A 16174-nucleotide genomic window follows, 5' to 3' on the forward strand; every position below is an offset into this window, starting at 1 on the left:
GACACCAAAGGGATTTGCCGAGGCCCAGACCCAAACCATTCGATCACCGAATTAGTGAACTTGCACAGCAATGACGATGTGGAGGGGCGTCACCGTCCGTTGGCGCGCAACAGCCTCTCGCCCTGTTCCGTCACCGCGATGATCAAGCCCATGCCAGGCAGCGTCTCCCGCGCGACGTAGCCGCGGTCGGCGGCGTCCTCCCAGATGGTCAGGCGCGGGCACGACGTCTTCCAGGTCGAAATCACCTCGGCATAGGCGCGCGGCTCGCGCGCGATCCATTCGACGAAATCCAGCACCAGCGGATCTGCGCTGTCAGTCATTGCACACCTCCGTTGTCAAAGGCCGCCATCACGGGCGTTCGGACCAGGAGCCAGCTTCCATAAGCGAGATAGTAGCACGCGATCGTAGTGATCAGCCGCATCGACCAGGCGATGAATTGCTGATCGCTCATCGCCTCCAGGATGCGCCGCGCCAGCGTGGTTCCGAGCATCGAGGCGACGATCGCGACGCCGGCCAGAACGGGATCGAGCGAGGCCGCCTGGTCGATGACGCCGCCGAAATAGATCAGCTTGGTGAAATGGCTCACCACCTGGCACACCGCCTTGGTCGCCACCTTCTCGCGCCGGCCGAATTCGCCGCCTAGAAAAAACGTGTCGAGCAGCGGCCCCGACACGCCGGTCATCAGCATCAATCCCATGCAGATCGTACCGTAGACGGTGCCCTGCCAGACACTGTCGGGATTCGGCTTGATGCCGGACGGCAGCAGCCGGGCCATGAACGGTGTGACGCCGAGCAGGAGCAGCGCGGTCGGCTTGTCCGGCACGTAGCGGGAGATCGACCACGCCGCAAGCGCGACTGCGCAGCCGATCAGATAGACCCCGACCGGCCGCCAGCGGATATGCGAACGCCAGAGCAAGGCGCGCCAGCCATTCGACGCGATCTGCGTGATCGCATGCAGCACCATCGCGGTCGGCAGCGGCATCAGCGCCAGCAGCACGCCGATCAGGATCAGCCCACCCGCCATGCCGAACAACCCCGACAGGAACGCGGTGGCGACCATCAGCAATCCGAGGGCAGCGATCATGATCGGCGTCACGAGAAGTTTCTCCTGTCTCGGCTCGGCAGAGTGAGGGACGCAAGCGGCTTCACTCCCTCGCCCCGCCTGCGGGGAGAGGCGAAGAAGAGGCGGCCTCACTCCAACAAAAAGCGCAAATTGACGTTGCAAGTTGTGCCTCGCTTGTGGAACTCACGCAAACTGAGTTATCTTGGCCTGGCATCAGCTTTCCTGAGGGTATGGTTTTGCGGCGGCTGCTCTTTCTCAACGGCATCAAGGCATTCGAGGCGGCGGCGCGGACCGGCAGCTTTGCCGCCGCAGGCGTCGAGCTGAGCGTCTCGGCCGCCGCGGTCAGCCGCATGGTGCATCTGCTCGAAGAGCGGCTCGGCGTCGCGCTGTTCGAGCGCAAGGCCAACAAGCTCGTGCTCACGCAAGCCGGCCGCGCCTATCAGAGCGGCCTGACACCGATCTTCGACGCGCTGGCCAGCCTCACCGCGCAGGTGACGGCGCCCTCCAGCGTACGCGTGCTGACCATCGGCGTCGGCCACACCTTTGCGATGCGCTGGCTGATCCCGCGTCTCTCCGAGTTCCGCAGCGAGGAGCCGGATATCGAGGTGCGTTTCACCACCGGCGGCGCTGCGGTGCCGTTCGGCGAGGACTGGAGCTGCGGCATCAAGCTCGGCACCGGCGACTGGCCGGGACTGGTCGCCGAGCCGCTGTTTGCCGGCGACCTCACGCCGGTCTGTGTGCCCCGCCTCGCCACATCGCTGAAGCGGCCGGCCGACCTCAGGGGCCCAAGCCTGATCCGCGTCGCGCATTCGCCGGAGGACTGGCCGCTCTGGCTGAAGGCGGCAAATGTCAGCCGCGTCACCGCGCGCGGGCCCGAGTTCCAGTTCTACGGACAGGCGCTCCAGGCCGCGGTCGATGGGCTCGGCATCGCCATGGGCATCCGCCCCTATATCGACGACGATCTCGCCGCTGGCCGGCTGATGGCGCCGTTCGATCTCTCGGTGCCCAAGGGCATGCGCTGGTATCTGGTGTATCGCAGCTTCCAGACCGAGCAGCGCGACTTTACCGCGTTCCGCCGCTGGATCATGCGCGCGGCTGCGGAACCCGCGGCACGCAAGCGCAAGAGCGGGCGCCTCGCTGCGCGCGCCCGAAACGAAAAAGCCGTCCCCATGTGAACCGCTTCACACGCGCTGTCGCGCGGGCGTGGTCTCCTAACCCTCCAACGAGAAATCGGGGACTACCTATGACGACACTTTACGACGGCTTTGACATCGAATCGTTCGAGGCTGGCAAGGGCCTGTGGCACGCCCGCATCCGGCGCGCGGATTTGAGCCTGCTCGCCATCGACGGCGTGCTGTTTCCAGCGATGGAGGTCGGCTTCGCCTGGCCCGATCCGGAAGCCGCGATTGCCGATGCCAAGCACCACATCGACCGCTTCCGGCGGCGCACGGAGGACGAATAAGAGTTTCTCACCAGGACCTTTCGACACAGCACGGCGGAAATTGGGGACTGAAGTCATGTCGCAGATCGAGTTCGAAGAGACGCAACCTCTGGCCCAATCCTGCGAACGCTCCGTGCTGTCGCGCTGCCCGGAATGCAACGGCGAGCTCGCCGTGCTCCGCGTGATCGGTGGCCGTGCCGGCTGCGAGTACTGGACCATGCGGTGCACCCGTTGCGGCGGGATCCATCTCGACATCGTCCAGCCGCAAGCGGCCGTCGGAGACGACGGTTCGCTCCCGGCAGCGTGAGCCTGCTGCCAACCTGCTGTCAGCAGACAGACCCGCGCGGGGGCATTCGCCCTTTCCTGAGCGGCGGACTCGTCCCATATTCGGGGCATGGCGAAGAAACCTGCTCCCCCCGACAAATCCGGCAAATCCCCTAAATCCAAAGCACATCGGCCCGATGTGCAGCCGATCGCGCCGGCGCTGGCCGAGCTGCTCAATCCCGCGATCAATCGCGGCGAGAGCGGCATCGGCTCGTCCACGGGGCTCCAGCCGCCGCCGGATAATTCCCGCGACCGCCGCGCCGGCGGCGAGGCAGCCGCGCATCGCGCGCGGGCCTCGACGCCGAAGGATTTTCCGCAGGATTCGACTCGTGGACCCCCCTCCGCGAAGGGAGGAGGGAGCGGAGAGGCTGGTGCATTGGAGGAAGCGCCGCAGGCCAATTACGGGACCGCAGCAACTGTGCCGTTCCTCGATCCGGAACTGGCGCGGCAGCTTGGGCTGCCCACCGAGGAGGACGATGCCGAGGCGCTTGCGCGTCCCCCGCGCAGCAAGATGGAGGCGCTTGGCGTCAAGGCCACCGCGGACGCGCTGGAGACGCTGATCCGCGAGGGACGACCGGAGTTCCGCAAGGACGATGGCTCGATGCGGGTGTGGACTCCGCACCGGCCGCCGCGTCCGGAGAAGTCCGAAGGCGGTGTGCGCTTCGAGATCAAGTCGGAATACCAGCCCAGGGGCGATCAGCCGACGGCGATCGCCGAGCTCGTCGAAGGTGTCGAGCGCAACGACCGCTCGCAGGTTCTGCTCGGCGTCACCGGCTCGGGCAAGACCTACACCATGGCCAAGGTGATCGAGGCGACGCAGCGCCCCGCCCTGATCCTCGCACCGAACAAGACGCTCGCCGCCCAGCTCTATGGCGAGTTCAGGAATTTCTTCCCCGACAACGCGGTCGAATACTTCGTCTCGTATTACGACTATTACCAGCCCGAAGCCTACGTCCCGCGCACCGACACCTATATCGAGAAGGATTCGTCCATCAACGAGCAGATCGACCGCATGCGCCATTCGGCGACGCGTGCGCTGCTCGAACGCGACGACGTCATCATCGTCGCCTCGGTCTCCTGCATCTACGGTATTGGCTCGGTCGAGACCTATACCGCGATGACCTTCGCGCTGAAGAAAGGCGAGCGCATCGACCAGCGCCAGCTCATCGCCGACCTCGTCGCGCTGCAATACAAGCGCACGCAGGCCGATTTCACCCGCGGCACCTTCCGCGTGCGCGGCGACGTGATCGACATCTTCCCGGCGCACTATGAGGACCGCGCCTGGCGCGTGAATCTCTTTGGCGACACTGTCGAGAATATCGAGGAGTTCGATCCGCTCACCGGCCACAAGCAGGACGAGCTCGAATTCATCAAGATCTACGCCAACTCGCACTATGTGACGCCGCGCCCGACGCTGGTGCAGGCGATCAAGTCGATCAAGTTCGAGCTCAAGCAACGACTCGACCAGCTCCACGACCAGGGACGCCTCCTGGAAGCGCAGCGGCTGGAGCAGCGCACCACCTTCGACCTCGAGATGATGGAGGCGACGGGAAGCTGCGCCGGCATCGAGAACTATTCGCGCTACCTGACCGGACGCCGCCCCGGCGAGCCGCCGCCGACGCTGTTCGAATACGTGCCCGACAACGCGCTGATCTTCGCCGACGAGAGCCACGTCACCATTCCGCAGATCGGTGCCATGTTCCGCGGCGACTTCCGTCGCAAGGCGACGCTCGCCGAATACGGCTTCCGCCTGCCCTCCTGCATGGACAACCGCCCGCTGCGCTTCGAGGAGTGGGACATGATGCGGCCGCAGACGGTCGCGGTTTCGGCGACGCCGTCAGGCTGGGAGCTCAACGAGAGCGGCGGCGTGTTCGTCGAACAGGTGATCCGTCCCACCGGATTGATCGACCCGCCCGTCGATATCCGCCCCGCACGCACGCAGGTCGACGATCTCGTCGGCGAAGTGCGCGCCACCGCGCAGGCCGGCTATCGCTCGCTGGTCACGGTGCTGACCAAGCGCATGGCCGAGGACCTCACCGAATATCTGCACGAGCAGGGCATTCGCGTGCGCTACATGCACTCGGATATCGACACCATCGAGCGCATCGAGATCATCCGCGATTTGCGCTTGGGGGCCTTCGACGCGCTGGTGGGCATCAACCTCTTGCGCGAGGGCCTCGACATTCCCGAATGCGCGCTGGTCGCGATCCTCGATGCCGACAAGGAAGGTTTTCTGCGCAGCGAGACCTCGCTGATCCAGACCATCGGCCGCGCTGCGCGCAACGTCGACGGCAAGGTGATCCTCTATGCCGACAGCGTGACCGGCTCGATGGAGCGCGCAATCGCCGAGACCAACCGCCGCCGCGAGAAGCAGGTCGAGTACAACAACGCCAACGGCATCACGCCGGAGAGCGTGAAGAAGCAGATCGGCGACATCCTCAACTCCGTCTACGAGCGCGATCACGTGCTGGTGGAGGTCGGCGGCCACGACATGACCGACGACGTCATCTCCATCGGCCACAACTTTGAAGCCGTGCTCGCCGATCTCGAGACCCGCATGCGCGAGGCCGCCGCCGACCTGAACTTCGAGGAAGCCGCGCGCCTGCGCGATGAAGTCAAGCGCCTGCGCGCGACCGAGCTCGCGGTGGTCGACGATCCCACCGCAAAGCAGCGCACCGTGCAGGGCAAGGCCGGTGCCTATGCCGGTACCAGAAAATACGGCGACGCCGCCAATCTCCCCGTCAGCGCGATGAAGAAAAAGACCGTAGGCTCCGCGCTCAAGGCGAGCGGTAGCAGCAGCTCGAAGGTCCACAAGCCCCATCTCGACGAGATGCACGGCCCGGAGTCGCTGCCCTATCGGCCGACACGCGCACTGCCGTCAAAACCATTCGGGGGCGAGAGCCGGATCATCCAGCCAACCGACTCGCGGCACTCGGGACCGGAGTTCGGTCCGGCACCGAAGTCGACCGGAGGCGCGCCGGGGCGACGGGGCGGGTGGAAGAAGAGGTAGGGTTGCGCGCTCGCATTCCACCGACGGAGCTAGAGACACCATGGATTCCGGGCTCGCCCCTTTGCGGCGCCCTGAATGACGATGGAAGAGATTGACGCCTCCCGGCACTCGTTACCGCGACAAGCCGACAACAACACATCTTCTCGCTTTACACGCTCTGCTTGCACACACGCTTGTGAAGCCAGAAGTGTGACCTGGCGGCTTGCCGTTGCGGCGAACTTCTCCTTACGATCTCCGCGTTTCAATCAAGAATTGCTGGGGTGGACATTTTAAAGGAGTGATAGTCATGGCAATGGCAGTGAAACGTGGTGCAATTCCGAGCCCGCGACACGAACTGGCAGCGGCGATGCCGCATGTGGCGCTGGCTCATGTCCCCGCCCATCATTTGTTCTTTCCCAAGAAACTTTCGATCTGGCACAACGACGTCCATGGCGACTGCGTGACCGCCGAAGAGGCCTTCGCCAAGGCCTGCCACAAGCCGGAGATATTCATCAGCGACGCCGAGGTGGAGAAATGGGCCAAGGCCTACGGCGTCTACGAGGGCGCGGTGCTCATCAACGTGCTGAAGGCCATGCAGAAGGAAGGCTTCAGCCAGAGCGACCACTCCTATGACGACGGCAACCCGACCACGGTCGACTGGACCAACCCGGCGGTGCTGAAGAGCGCGCTGTATCACGGGCCGGTCAAGATCGGCGTCGCCGCCGACCAGCTCGAGAACACCTGCCGCGCCCACAACTTCAAGACCGGCTGGTTCGCCACCGGCTACACGGCAGACACCAATGAGGATCACTGCGTGAGCCTGTGCGGCTACGGCACCATGAGCTGGCTGGCGCATCAGCTCGACACCTCCGTGCCATCGGGCATCGACGGCACCCAGCCCGGCTACGCCATGTTCACCTGGGGCAGCATCGGCATCATCGACGTGCCGTCGATGGTGGCGATCACCCACGAAGCATGGCTGCGGACACCGACCACCGTCGTGGTCTGATCTGCTATTGGCGAAGATTGGTGGCCTGCCGTTCCGGCGGGCCACCGGTCAGCGCGTAATGACGTTGCCGCTACCCGACGCTCGCCACGATCACGGCAAGAACCGACAGCATCAGCAGAATCATCAACAGTTGCAGCGAGGCGGCCGGCTGCGTGCGCCACTCCGTGATCTTGTCGGACAGCGACAGATCGCCGTCGAAGAACTTTGGCTCGTAGATCATCTTGAACAGGCTCGGGAGCTTCGGCCCCAGCGACACGGCGAACATCGCGTGGACCAGCGAGGCGCCGATCACGAACATTGCGACGCCGGCGTCGCCGACGAGGTCCTTGTTGCCGGCGAGCTTGAGCATCAGCGCGGCGGTCGCAAAGGTCGGAAAGCTCTGCAGGACCGCGGTCAGCGCAAGGCCTTCGAGCAGGTTCTGCAGACGGGATTTTCGAGCGGCGGCAGTCACAGCCATACGCGTCTCCCTGATGACACGCATATGACACTAGCGCTAGCCGGCACCCCCCGATGTGAGCTGGGTCACGAGTCCCCGCTACAGCTTACCCTGCCCGTTCACCTGGCTCTGTTGCTGCTGCTTCTCCTGCCCCTTCGCACGATGCCGGCCGTAGAGGCAGCCGGCCGCGGCGCCGAGCACGCCGTGGTGGCCCGCATAGTGGCCCGCGACGCCGCCGACGACGGCGCCCTTGATGCAGCCCTTGGCATTGGCGGCCGACGGCACGGCGAGCGAGAGCGTGGCGGCGAGGATCAGAAGCGGGAATTTCATGAACTTGTGTCTCCGGAATAGCTGTCGCCTTTCCAACGAGCACAGAGGCGCTGGAGTTCCCGGAGCCATCGGCATGGCATCAGACGCCGCACACTGTCTGTCGCGTCACCACGAAGGCGCATCCCGCGCACAAATCCTTGCAGGAAAGTAGTCACACAATTTGAAATTGCATGCGATGAACCGTGTATTACGCCGCCGCGTCAAAACCTCTGCAATCCTCGGTGTTTTTGCGGATTGTTCGGGTTGGGCAGGCCGCGATAGCGTTTGCTATGTGCGGGCCAATGGGCGGGCGGAGCATGACGGTTGAGAGCTTGAACAGGCAGCGCGTGCTGCATCTCCTCGATACTTTTGCGCGAGGCGATCTCGATGCCGCGCTGGCGTGCTGCACCGACGACGTCGACTTCCTCAGCCACGCGCCGATCGACGTGCTGCCGCACATGGTGCCGCGGCACGGCAAGGCCGAGCTGCGAAAACTCTGGCAGACGGTGTGGTCGCGCTACTCCGAGATCCGCTACGAGGCGGCCCATGTCGTCTCCGAAGGCGAAGAGGTCGCGACATACTTGCGCGCCTTCTTCAAGAAGCGCGCCAACGAGCGCATCGTGCAGTTCGACATGGCCGTGTTCTATCGCTTGCGCGACGGAAAAGTCGCGCAGATCCGCGAGATCATCGATTCCTACGACCTGGTGCAGCAGGTGCTCGAGCGCGAGATCGCCCCGCTGATCGTCGGCGAGCGGGTGGAGGGGTAGCGCTTCTCAGCGGAGACAACGGTGCACTCCCTCTCCCCGTTCTTACGGGGAGAGGGTTGGGGTGAGGGGCCTCTCTCCACACGTTCGACCGCCGCTAGACCTGTCCGCCCTCACCCGGGTCGCAAGAGCGACATAGCCGAAGCTTCGCTTCGGCGTTCTTGGCGAACGGCCGCCGAGGGCGGCCTATGCCTCTCCCCGCAAGCGGGGAGAGATGAAGACGGTGAGCGGTGAAAATTGAACCTCCCTCCTCTCTCCCCCGACCCATCCCGGGGCGTTGTGGACGCCCGCTAACCGAATGCGGGCCGATGAAAATCGCGTTGCTTGGCGTTTTGGGGCTGTTTCTGGGATCGCTGGGCGGGGCTGCGCTCGGCATCGGGGCCGGACTCGCCTGGGTCGAAATCTTCAAGACCACGAATTTCGAGGGCTATAGCGGCATGCTGGTCTTCTTCACCTTCATGCCATTGGGGGCCGGGATCGGCGGGATCACAGGCGCGGTGCTGTTCAGCCTGCTGGCGATGCGCGACGACGCGATCGCCGTCGAACGGGAACCTGTCGCCCGGACCGACCGGTAAATTACGGGGTTCTATTGTAAATTTCACAAAGCGCGTTCAATTGCGCATTGCGAAAACGTGAATTGCGTTTTCGCGAGCAAAGTCTATTTGTTTGTGTACGAACGAATTGGGCAACCCCGCGGCGCCTACTGTGCATGGGGTTGTTTTTCGTTTTTTTGCCAGCCAGTTTCAGGAACGACCCAAATGACGGAGCACAGTCTCTGGCGTTTCTCGCGTGCGTTGCATGGCGCGATCAACGACCGGCAGTTTGAGGATCTCGAGACCCTGATCGACGAGGACGTCGACTGGGCGCTCTATGGCCCGATCGACATGTTTCCGTTTCTCGGCGCGCGCAGGGGCAGGGATGCCGTGCTCGACGTCATCCGCCAGATCGCGGACAATTTCCGCGTCCGCCGCTTCGACCGCGAGACCATCATGCTGGGCGTGGATTCCGCCTCCTCCATGCTGCGCTATTCGCTGACGGCGCTCGATTCCGACAAGCCGATCTCACTGCGGGTGGCGCAGTTCGCGCAGTTCAAGGCCGGCAGACTGCTGAGCATGCGCGTGCTGATCGACAGCTTCGATCTCGTCGAGCAGGCGCTCGGACGTCCCATTCATCTGCCGAAGATAAGCCGGGTGGGGTGAGGGCACCAACGGGTCCCGTCTCTCCCGGGTCCGACGACGTACGCGTGAGCGCCTGGCCACCAGCCCCGCCGGGTCGCTTCCTGTCGCCGGGCGCGCGCTTTGCGCGCGGCCCGTTGGTCTTCGCTATAATGTGACGTTTCGCCCACCCCTTGCCGCCACAATTTTGCGACGATATCTCCGCATCGTGCACGCGGAATGAAGCGCATGACCGTGCCGGAAAACCCCGCACAGTTTTCCCGATCATGCGCTGGGCTTGCGGGCAGGACGATGGAATTCTCGACAGGGTTTGGCCGGACCAGGCTGCCGATTCTGGCGGCCGCGTTCATCTTGGCGTCCATGACGGTGGCGCCGGCGCAGATCATCCCGATGCAGCCCGACCAGGCCGCGGCCGCGCCCGAGGAGGCCGAGGAAACGGCCGACGTCAACGATCCCGACGTGCTCAAGGACATCGACGTCGACAAGCTCGACTGGAGCCAGCTCAACATCGACGCCGCCACGCTCAATGAGTTGATGGCAGCGAAGAAGCGCGCGCAGGCGTCGGCCAGTGGCGGGCCGAACTGGTCGAGCGACCGGCGCGCCAACGGGACATCGGCGGTGACCGTGAAGCAATCGGTCACCCCGTTCTGGGATACCCAGGTCGGCGCCGACATGACGGTGGCGCGCGAGCCCACCACGATGTCCGAGCTCTTGGCGGAGAAGGCCGCCAATGGCGGCAGCGTGCCGCAATCCTCAGGCAGCGCCTGGGCGACGGCGACCGCGCCGGGCGCGGGCTCGATCTGGGACAAGACCGCGGTGGAAGCCCGCGTCGATCCTGGCGCCGAAAGCAGCAAGCTCGGCGCCTCGCTCAGCAAATCGGTGCCGTTGTCGGACGAGCATTCCCTGACGCTGCAGAACGGCTACAGCGTCAACCAGCAGGGCACGACGCCGATCCCCGGCATCGCCGGCCGCACTACGCGCAACTACGGGACCGACCAGTCCGCCAAGGTCACCTTCGGCGCGACCGGTACGAGCATCATCGCCGGCCAGACCATGTCGACATCAGACGACAAATGGCTGCGCAAGGTCGGCGCCGAACAGAAGCTGTTCGACAACGTCACAGTCTCCGGCTCCGTCGGCGAGACCGCGCAGGGCACGACGAACAAGAGCCTGACGGCGGGATTCAAGAAGAGCTGGTGATGGCTTCGCCTCTCTCCACCAGCGAGGAAACGAGGCGCCGCCACGGCAAAGCCGCCGAATGGTCGATCCTTGCCGCATCTCGGCCTATATGCGGTCAAAATCGGACGCACTGATGCTGCTCGCCTTACAGACGTCGTCGTGCGGGGGAGACTCGCGCTGCGCTCAACGCGAACAGGGGAACAACGATGAACGCCATTCGTTCGGAAAAGATTGAATCAACTGAGACCGAGGTCACCGACAGCAACCTCGCTGCGGTCACTGAGGTCGAGGCCGGCATCCGCGACTTCGTGCGCAACGACATTGCCTATCTGCGCCGCCCGGCCGCGGGCGGCGAGCCGGCGCTCGATACGTCGGCGGAAGCCACCGTCACCAACGTCAACTCGCTGATCCAGCGTGTCGCCGGCACTTCGCTCGCCGAGATCGAGAACCTGATCTCCGAGCTCGAGAGCCTGCGCGATCTCCTGCATGCCGAAGGCCAGCGCGTCCAGCGCGAGATCTCCGGCTACGCCCAGCTCAGCCAGGCCGCGATGAAGTCGACCCGCATGATCTCCGACAACGTCGCGCAGTGGAAGCGCGCCGCTGACGGCCTGCGCAATAGCTGATCGCCGCCCACAGCGTCATGACCGCCGCGTTCCCAAGGGAGCGCGGCGGATTTGATTCCGGTAGCGATTTGAACTTTCCATCGCCTCGCCGCGACTAAAGCCTAGCGCGGGCCTCCTTGGCGGGCCCTGGCAGGGGACAGTTTCAGATGGAAAGCATTCGGCCCGAAAATACGGACCCCATCCCGCTGCGCCCCGCGCCGACGCAATTCGGCACGATCATGATCCGCTTTGTCGGGCTGCTGGTGGTCGCGATCGTGATCCTGGCGCTGGTCTACAGCCGCTAAAGCGACTCGCCTCGCGCCAGCGATGTGATGGGTTAATGAACTGTTAGCGATCGGCCGCGACGGTCGAGGCCTCGAGCGTGTAGCCGCCATCGGCATAGCCCCGCACCACCATGCCGGCAATCAGCATCACCGCCAGCGTCGCGGTGGCGAAGATGAATCCGACCAGCTTGAGTGCGCCGCGGTCTGCCATGGTCCTCGTCCCCTGTCCTCTATCCCGTTGGTTCAAATAGACAGCGACAGGTTCACAATTGGTTAGCAAATCAATGGTTCCGCGAATTGCTTCGCGACGAACCGCATGGCGAGGCTTATGGCAGCGCGCGCTAATCCCGTCCATAGCGCGCGAGCAACACTTGCCGCGCATTTTGGCCGTTCAGAATGGAACTGGTCTAACCGCCCTGCCCGCGCATCGGCACGAAAGCGGTCGCGGTGATCGCGTACACCTGCTCGCCACGCTGGTTGGCGCCGGTCGTGGTGGCCTGCAAGATGCCCCAACCGGGACGCGAGGCGGAGACGCGCTTGTCGGTAATGATGCTGACGAAGCTCACGGTGTCGCCCGCGAGCACCGGCTTGATCCAGCGCAGGTCGCGAAAGCCTGGTGACGGCCCCCACACCGCAATCTTCTCGCCGCGCGCAGCAGCCTCCTTCGCAAGACGCTGACCATCTGCGACGAGCAGGCTCATGCAGGCGGAGCCGACATGCCAGCCGGATGCGGCGAGCCCGCCGAACAGCGAGTTCTTGCCCTCCTCCTCGTCGAGATGAAAGCGCTGCGGATCGAATTTCGCAGCGAACTGTTTGATGGCATCTGCGGTGAACGTGTAGGAGCCGATCTCGCGGCGCAGGCCGATCGATATGTCTTCGAAGAACCGCATCACTTCAGCCCTTCGCGCCGCTGGATCAGGATCGGCGAGGTCATCTCGCAGAGCGCCTCGCCTTTCGCGTTGCGCGCGGTGCATTTGAACTTGACGATGCCGAGCTCGGGCCGGCTTTTCGAGGCCCGCGCCTCCACGACATCGACATCGAGGGTCAGTTCGTCGCCCGGGCGCAAGGGAGAGAGCCAGCGCACCTCGTCAACGCCGGGCGAGCCGAGCGAGGCCGCGCGGGTGATGAAGCCGTCGGCCATCATCCGCATCATCAGCGAACACAGATGCCAGCCCGAGCCGGACAGGCCCTTGAGCATGCTTTTGCTGGCAGCCTCCTCGTCGAGGTGCATCGGCTGCGGATCGAACTCGGCGGCAAAGGCCAAGATCTCGTCGCGGCTGACATGGCGCGGGCCGAACGTGCCGAAACGGCCGGGGGGAAAGTCTTCGAAGGTCAGGGTCATCTTGGTAAGATCAGTAAGGAATGACAGATTGTGGCCGCACTTTGCGGCAATCTCAACCCGCCCGCCAGCATGGCTCGTGCTACATTCGATGCGGCGGCGCGTGAGTCGGACTGACGCCGGGTCGGGTCCGATTTGCCGGGGGAGAAAGAATGTTCACGTTCAGCGACCTGTTTCAGTGGGACCGCTTCATCACGCCGACCATCATCAAGACCTTCTACTGGCTGGTGATCGCGCTGATCTGCCTGTTCGGCATCTCCGGCATCTTCTCAGGGCTCGCAGCGATGGCGATCAGCCCGTTCGGCGGATTTCTCGTGGTGCTCTCGTCGATTGCGAGCGTCATCGTCGGCATCGTATTCTCGCGCATCGTCGCGGAATTCATCCTGATCGTGTTCCGCATCAACGAGCATCTCGGCGCCATCCGCGACCAGGGCGGGATGCGGTGACCTCTCGTGTCCCGGACGCGGCGCGGCATAAAATGACGCGACGCAGAGCCGGGACCCATGCATCCACAATAGAGGAATCTGGGCCCCGGCTCTGCAGCGCAGCGCAAAAGCGCTGCGTCCGGGGCACGACAGCTCGTTACGTATTAAACCTGAAATGCATCACGTCGCCGTCGGCAACGGTGTAATCCTTGCCTTCGAGGCGCAGCTTGCCGGCATCGCGAGCGCCGGCTTCGCCGCCCAGCGCAACGTAGTCGTCATAGGCGATGGTCTCGGCGCGGATGAAACCCTTCTCGAAATCGGTGTGAATGACGCCGGCGGCCGCGGGCGCCTTGGTGCCGCGATGGATGGTCCAGGCGCGCGCCTCCTTCGGTCCCACCGTGAAATAGGTGATGAGGTCGAGCAGGGTATAACCGGCGCGGATCAGGCGATCGAGGCCGGCCTCTTCGAGGCCCAGCGTCTCCAGGAAGTCGACGCGCTCTTCGCGCGACAGCGTCGCGATCTCGGACTCGATCTTGGCGGAGATGACGACGGCGACGGCGCCCTCCTTCGCGGCCTGCTCTTCGACTGCCTTGGAGAAGGCGTTGCCGGTGGCGGACGAGCCTTCCTCGACGTTGCAGACATAGAGCACGGGCTTCGACGACAAGAGACCGAGCATCGAGAAGGCGCGCTCCTCCTCCGCCTTGCGCTCGACGAGGCGCGCGGGCTTGCCGTCGCGCAGCAGCACCAGCGTGCGGTTGACGAGGTCGAGCTGCTCCTTGGCGTCCTTGTCGTTGCCCTTGGCCTTCTTGGTGAGGTTGTCGACGCGCTTCTCGAGGCTGTCGAGATCGGCGAGCATCAGCTCGGTCTCGATGGTCTCGATGTCGGCAAGCGGCGCGATCTTGCCCTCGACATGGGTAATGTCGGAATCTTCAAAGCAGCGCACGACGTGCGCGATCGCATCGACCTCGCGGATGTTGGCCAAGAATTGGTTGCCGAGGCCTTCGCCCTTGGAAGCGCCGCGCACGAGGCCAGCGATATCGACGAAGGTCAGGCGCGTCGGGATGATTTGCGCGGATTTCGCGATCGCCGACAGCTTGTCGAGCCGCGGATCAGGCACCGCGACCTCGCCGACATTCGGCTCGATGGTGCAGAACGGATAGTTCGCCGCTTGCGCCGCAGCGGTCTCCGTCAGCGCATTGAACAAGGTCGACTTGCCGACATTGGGCAACCCGACAATCCCGCATTTGAATCCCATCGTGCCCTCTATCCGTAGTCGTCATGGCCGGGCTTGACCCGGCCATCCACGCCTTAACGCGCGGAACGAAGATCGTGGATGCCCGGGACATCTGGCGCGAAGACGCGCTTCGCGCTTCTGTCCGGGCATGACGGAGGAGGCAGAGCAAGCTAACCCTGCTTCTCTCCGTTGTCGTCCTTGGTCAAAAATCCCTTCGCCTGCATGGCGAGATGCACCTTGTTGGCGAAGGTCGCGTCCGCGCCCTTGGCGAGCAGCGCGGCGTGCTCGGCGACCGCGTCACACAACGTCCTCACCCACTCGTCGTCGGCCTTGGCGAAGTCCGCCAGCACATAGCTGTGGACCATCGCCTTGACGCCGGGATGACCGATGCCGAGCCGCACCCGGCGATACTCGTTGCCGATATGCGCCGAGATCGAACGCAGACCGTTGTGGCCGGCGATGCCGCCTCCGATCTTCACCCGCACCTTGCCCGGCGGCAGCTCAAGCTCGTCCTGAAACACGGTGACGTCGCCAGGTGCAATCTTGAAGAAGCTGGAGGCTTCCTGAACGCTGCGGCCCGACTCGTTCATGTAGGTCGTGGGCTTGAGCAGGATGACGCGCTCGGTCCCTAGCGTACCTTCGGAGGTCTCGCCCTGAAATCTGCGGCGCCACGGTGCGAAACCATGACGCCGCGCAATCTCGTCGACGACCATGAAGCCGATATTGTGCCGGTTGCGTGCATATCTCGCGCCGGGATTGCCGAGCCCAACAAAGAGTCGCATGACGCGGCGCGCCCCTCGCCTGGCGCGCGGTCAGAAGCCGCGCGCCAGCGCCTTGAGAGATTACTTCTTCTTGTCGCCGCCGGCGGGAGCCTTGGCAGCCGCTGCCGGAGCAGCACCCGCTGCCGGAGCTGCCGCGCCAGCCGCTGGCGCCGCCGCAGCCGCAGCACCCGGAGCCGCAGCACCGGCCGCAGCCGCAGCCGCCGCCTTCTGCTCTTCGGCGTAGCCGGAGGGCGGCACGATGGTGACGAGGGTTGCATCCTCACGCGTCAGCGCCTTCACGCCGGTCGGCAGCTTGACGTCGGACAGATGCAGGGAGTGACCGATCTCGAGCGAGCCGACGTCGGCCTCGATGTACTGCGGGATGTTCTCGACACCGCACTCAAGCTCGATCGCGTGAGCGACGATGTTGACGGTGCCGCCGCGCTTCACGCCGGGCGAGCCTTCCGCCTTCACGACATGCAGCGGGACGCTGATGCGGATGGTGGCGCCTTCGCCGAGACGCATGAAGTCGACATGGATCGGGAAATCCTTGACCGGGTCGAGGTGGAAGTCGCGCGGAATCACGCGGTGCTTCTTGCCTTCGAGGTCGATGTCCACAAGCGTGGTCAGGAACCGGCCGGCGAGGATGCGCTGGCGCAGTTCGCGATCGTCAACCGAGATCGGGAGCGGGGGCTGGTTGTTACCATAGATCACTCCGGGCACTCTCCCGGCGCGACGCTCAGCCCGGGCGGCCCCCTTGCCGCTCTTCGGACGTGCGGTCGCCTTCAATTCCTTGACGGTCGCCATAACGTTAAGTCCTTGTTTTTGCAAAAGTTAATG

General features: G+C 64.4%; 22 protein-coding genes. 12 read left to right on the forward strand and 10 right to left on the reverse strand.

The window, feature by feature from the left end; all coding sequences use genetic code 11:
* Positions 1-89 precede the first annotated feature (89 nt).
* Both Q3C01_RS28985 and Q3C01_RS28990 read right to left on the reverse strand, forming a co-directional pair.
* Complete coding sequence (locus Q3C01_RS28985) at positions 90-320, reverse strand: hypothetical protein (protein WP_458148704.1); 231 nt, start codon at positions 318-320, stop codon at positions 90-92.
* Positions 317-1096: a TSUP family transporter gene (locus Q3C01_RS28990; protein WP_458148705.1), complete on the reverse strand. Its 780-nt coding sequence runs from the start codon at positions 1094-1096 to the stop codon at positions 317-319. The genes Q3C01_RS28985 and Q3C01_RS28990 overlap by 4 nt, the downstream gene beginning before the upstream one ends.
* A gap of 203 nt (positions 1097-1299) precedes the next feature.
* Between Q3C01_RS28990 and Q3C01_RS28995 the strand changes: the two genes are divergently transcribed.
* The 5 genes from Q3C01_RS28995 to Q3C01_RS29015 all read left to right on the forward strand — a co-directional run bounded on the left by Q3C01_RS28995 (position 1300) and on the right by Q3C01_RS29015 (position 6826).
* Entirely contained in the window at positions 1300-2238 is a 939-nt protein-coding gene (locus Q3C01_RS28995; protein WP_458148706.1) for a LysR substrate-binding domain-containing protein, read from the forward strand.
* 68 nt (positions 2239-2306) lie between these two features.
* Positions 2307-2525 (forward strand): hypothetical protein, encoded by a 219-nt coding sequence (locus tag Q3C01_RS29000; protein WP_458148707.1) that lies wholly within the window; start codon positions 2307-2309, stop codon positions 2523-2525.
* A gap of 55 nt (positions 2526-2580) precedes the next feature.
* Positions 2581-2811 (forward strand): hypothetical protein, encoded by a 231-nt coding sequence (locus Q3C01_RS29005; RefSeq protein WP_458148708.1) that lies wholly within the window; start codon positions 2581-2583, stop codon positions 2809-2811.
* A gap of 87 nt (positions 2812-2898) precedes the next feature.
* Positions 2899-5838: an excinuclease ABC subunit UvrB gene (gene uvrB / locus Q3C01_RS29010; RefSeq protein ID WP_458148709.1), complete on the forward strand. Its 2940-nt coding sequence runs from the start codon at positions 2899-2901 to the stop codon at positions 5836-5838.
* Positions 5839-6124: 286 nt separating this feature from the next.
* Entirely contained in the window at positions 6125-6826 is a 702-nt protein-coding gene (locus Q3C01_RS29015) for a hypothetical protein (protein WP_458148710.1), read from the forward strand.
* A gap of 70 nt (positions 6827-6896) precedes the next feature.
* On the opposite strand, the gene Q3C01_RS29020 is transcribed toward Q3C01_RS29015, so the two are convergent.
* Complete coding sequence (locus tag Q3C01_RS29020) at positions 6897-7283, reverse strand: hypothetical protein (protein ID WP_458148711.1); 387 nt, start codon at positions 7281-7283, stop codon at positions 6897-6899.
* A gap of 78 nt (positions 7284-7361) precedes the next feature.
* Positions 7362-7592: a hypothetical protein gene (locus Q3C01_RS29025; protein WP_458148712.1), complete on the reverse strand. Its 231-nt coding sequence runs from the start codon at positions 7590-7592 to the stop codon at positions 7362-7364.
* 296 nt (positions 7593-7888) lie between these two features.
* Between Q3C01_RS29025 and Q3C01_RS29030 the strand changes: the two genes are divergently transcribed.
* From Q3C01_RS29030 to Q3C01_RS29055, 6 genes are all read left to right on the forward strand, one after another.
* The gene (locus Q3C01_RS29030) at positions 7889-8338 is read left to right on the forward strand and encodes a nuclear transport factor 2 family protein (protein WP_458148713.1); all 450 of its coding nucleotides are present in this window, start codon (positions 7889-7891) and stop codon (positions 8336-8338) included.
* Between the two features lie 305 nt (positions 8339-8643).
* Positions 8644-8910, forward strand: coding sequence for a hypothetical protein (locus tag Q3C01_RS29035; protein ID WP_458148714.1), 267 nt, complete (start codon positions 8644-8646; stop codon positions 8908-8910).
* A 183-nt stretch (positions 8911-9093) separates the two neighbouring features.
* On the forward strand, positions 9094-9534 hold the full coding sequence (locus Q3C01_RS29040) for a nuclear transport factor 2 family protein (protein ID WP_458148715.1): 441 nt from the start codon (positions 9094-9096) through the stop codon (positions 9532-9534).
* Positions 9535-9801: 267 nt separating this feature from the next.
* On the forward strand, positions 9802-10710 hold the full coding sequence (locus tag Q3C01_RS29045) for a hypothetical protein (RefSeq protein WP_458148716.1): 909 nt from the start codon (positions 9802-9804) through the stop codon (positions 10708-10710).
* Between the two features lie 185 nt (positions 10711-10895).
* Complete coding sequence (locus tag Q3C01_RS29050; protein WP_458148717.1) at positions 10896-11312, forward strand: hypothetical protein; 417 nt, start codon at positions 10896-10898, stop codon at positions 11310-11312.
* Between the two features lie 146 nt (positions 11313-11458).
* Positions 11459-11596 (forward strand): hypothetical protein, encoded by a 138-nt coding sequence (locus Q3C01_RS29055; RefSeq protein WP_458148718.1) that lies wholly within the window; start codon positions 11459-11461, stop codon positions 11594-11596.
* Between the two features lie 43 nt (positions 11597-11639).
* Here the strand turns inward: Q3C01_RS29055 and Q3C01_RS29060 are convergent, their stop codons facing one another.
* The 3 genes from Q3C01_RS29060 to Q3C01_RS29070 all read right to left on the reverse strand — a co-directional run bounded on the left by Q3C01_RS29060 (position 11640) and on the right by Q3C01_RS29070 (position 12917).
* Positions 11640-11786, reverse strand: a complete 147-nt coding sequence (locus tag Q3C01_RS29060; protein WP_027523110.1) for a hypothetical protein — start codon at positions 11784-11786, stop codon at positions 11640-11642.
* Positions 11787-11982: 196 nt separating this feature from the next.
* Positions 11983-12465, reverse strand: coding sequence for a MaoC family dehydratase (locus Q3C01_RS29065; RefSeq protein WP_458148719.1), 483 nt, complete (start codon positions 12463-12465; stop codon positions 11983-11985).
* The gene (locus tag Q3C01_RS29070; protein WP_458148720.1) at positions 12465-12917 is read right to left on the reverse strand and encodes a MaoC family dehydratase; all 453 of its coding nucleotides are present in this window, start codon (positions 12915-12917) and stop codon (positions 12465-12467) included. The genes Q3C01_RS29065 and Q3C01_RS29070 overlap by 1 nt, the downstream gene beginning before the upstream one ends.
* Positions 12918-13066: 149 nt before the next feature.
* Here Q3C01_RS29070 and Q3C01_RS29075 point away from each other — a divergent pair, with 149 nt between their 5' ends.
* Positions 13067-13360, forward strand: a complete 294-nt coding sequence (locus Q3C01_RS29075) for a DUF4282 domain-containing protein (protein WP_458148721.1) — start codon at positions 13067-13069, stop codon at positions 13358-13360.
* A 136-nt stretch (positions 13361-13496) separates the two neighbouring features.
* On the opposite strand, the gene ychF is transcribed toward Q3C01_RS29075, so the two are convergent.
* From ychF to Q3C01_RS29090, 3 genes are all read right to left on the reverse strand, one after another.
* Complete coding sequence (ychF, locus tag Q3C01_RS29080) at positions 13497-14594, reverse strand: redox-regulated ATPase YchF (protein WP_458148722.1); 1098 nt, start codon at positions 14592-14594, stop codon at positions 13497-13499.
* A gap of 149 nt (positions 14595-14743) precedes the next feature.
* Complete coding sequence (gene pth, locus Q3C01_RS29085; RefSeq protein ID WP_458148723.1) at positions 14744-15355, reverse strand: aminoacyl-tRNA hydrolase; 612 nt, start codon at positions 15353-15355, stop codon at positions 14744-14746.
* A gap of 60 nt (positions 15356-15415) precedes the next feature.
* Positions 15416-16141 (reverse strand): 50S ribosomal protein L25/general stress protein Ctc, encoded by a 726-nt coding sequence (locus Q3C01_RS29090; RefSeq protein ID WP_458148724.1) that lies wholly within the window; start codon positions 16139-16141, stop codon positions 15416-15418.
* Positions 16142-16174 lie beyond the last annotated feature (33 nt).

The organism is Bradyrhizobium sp. UFLA05-109, from assembly GCF_054185165.1.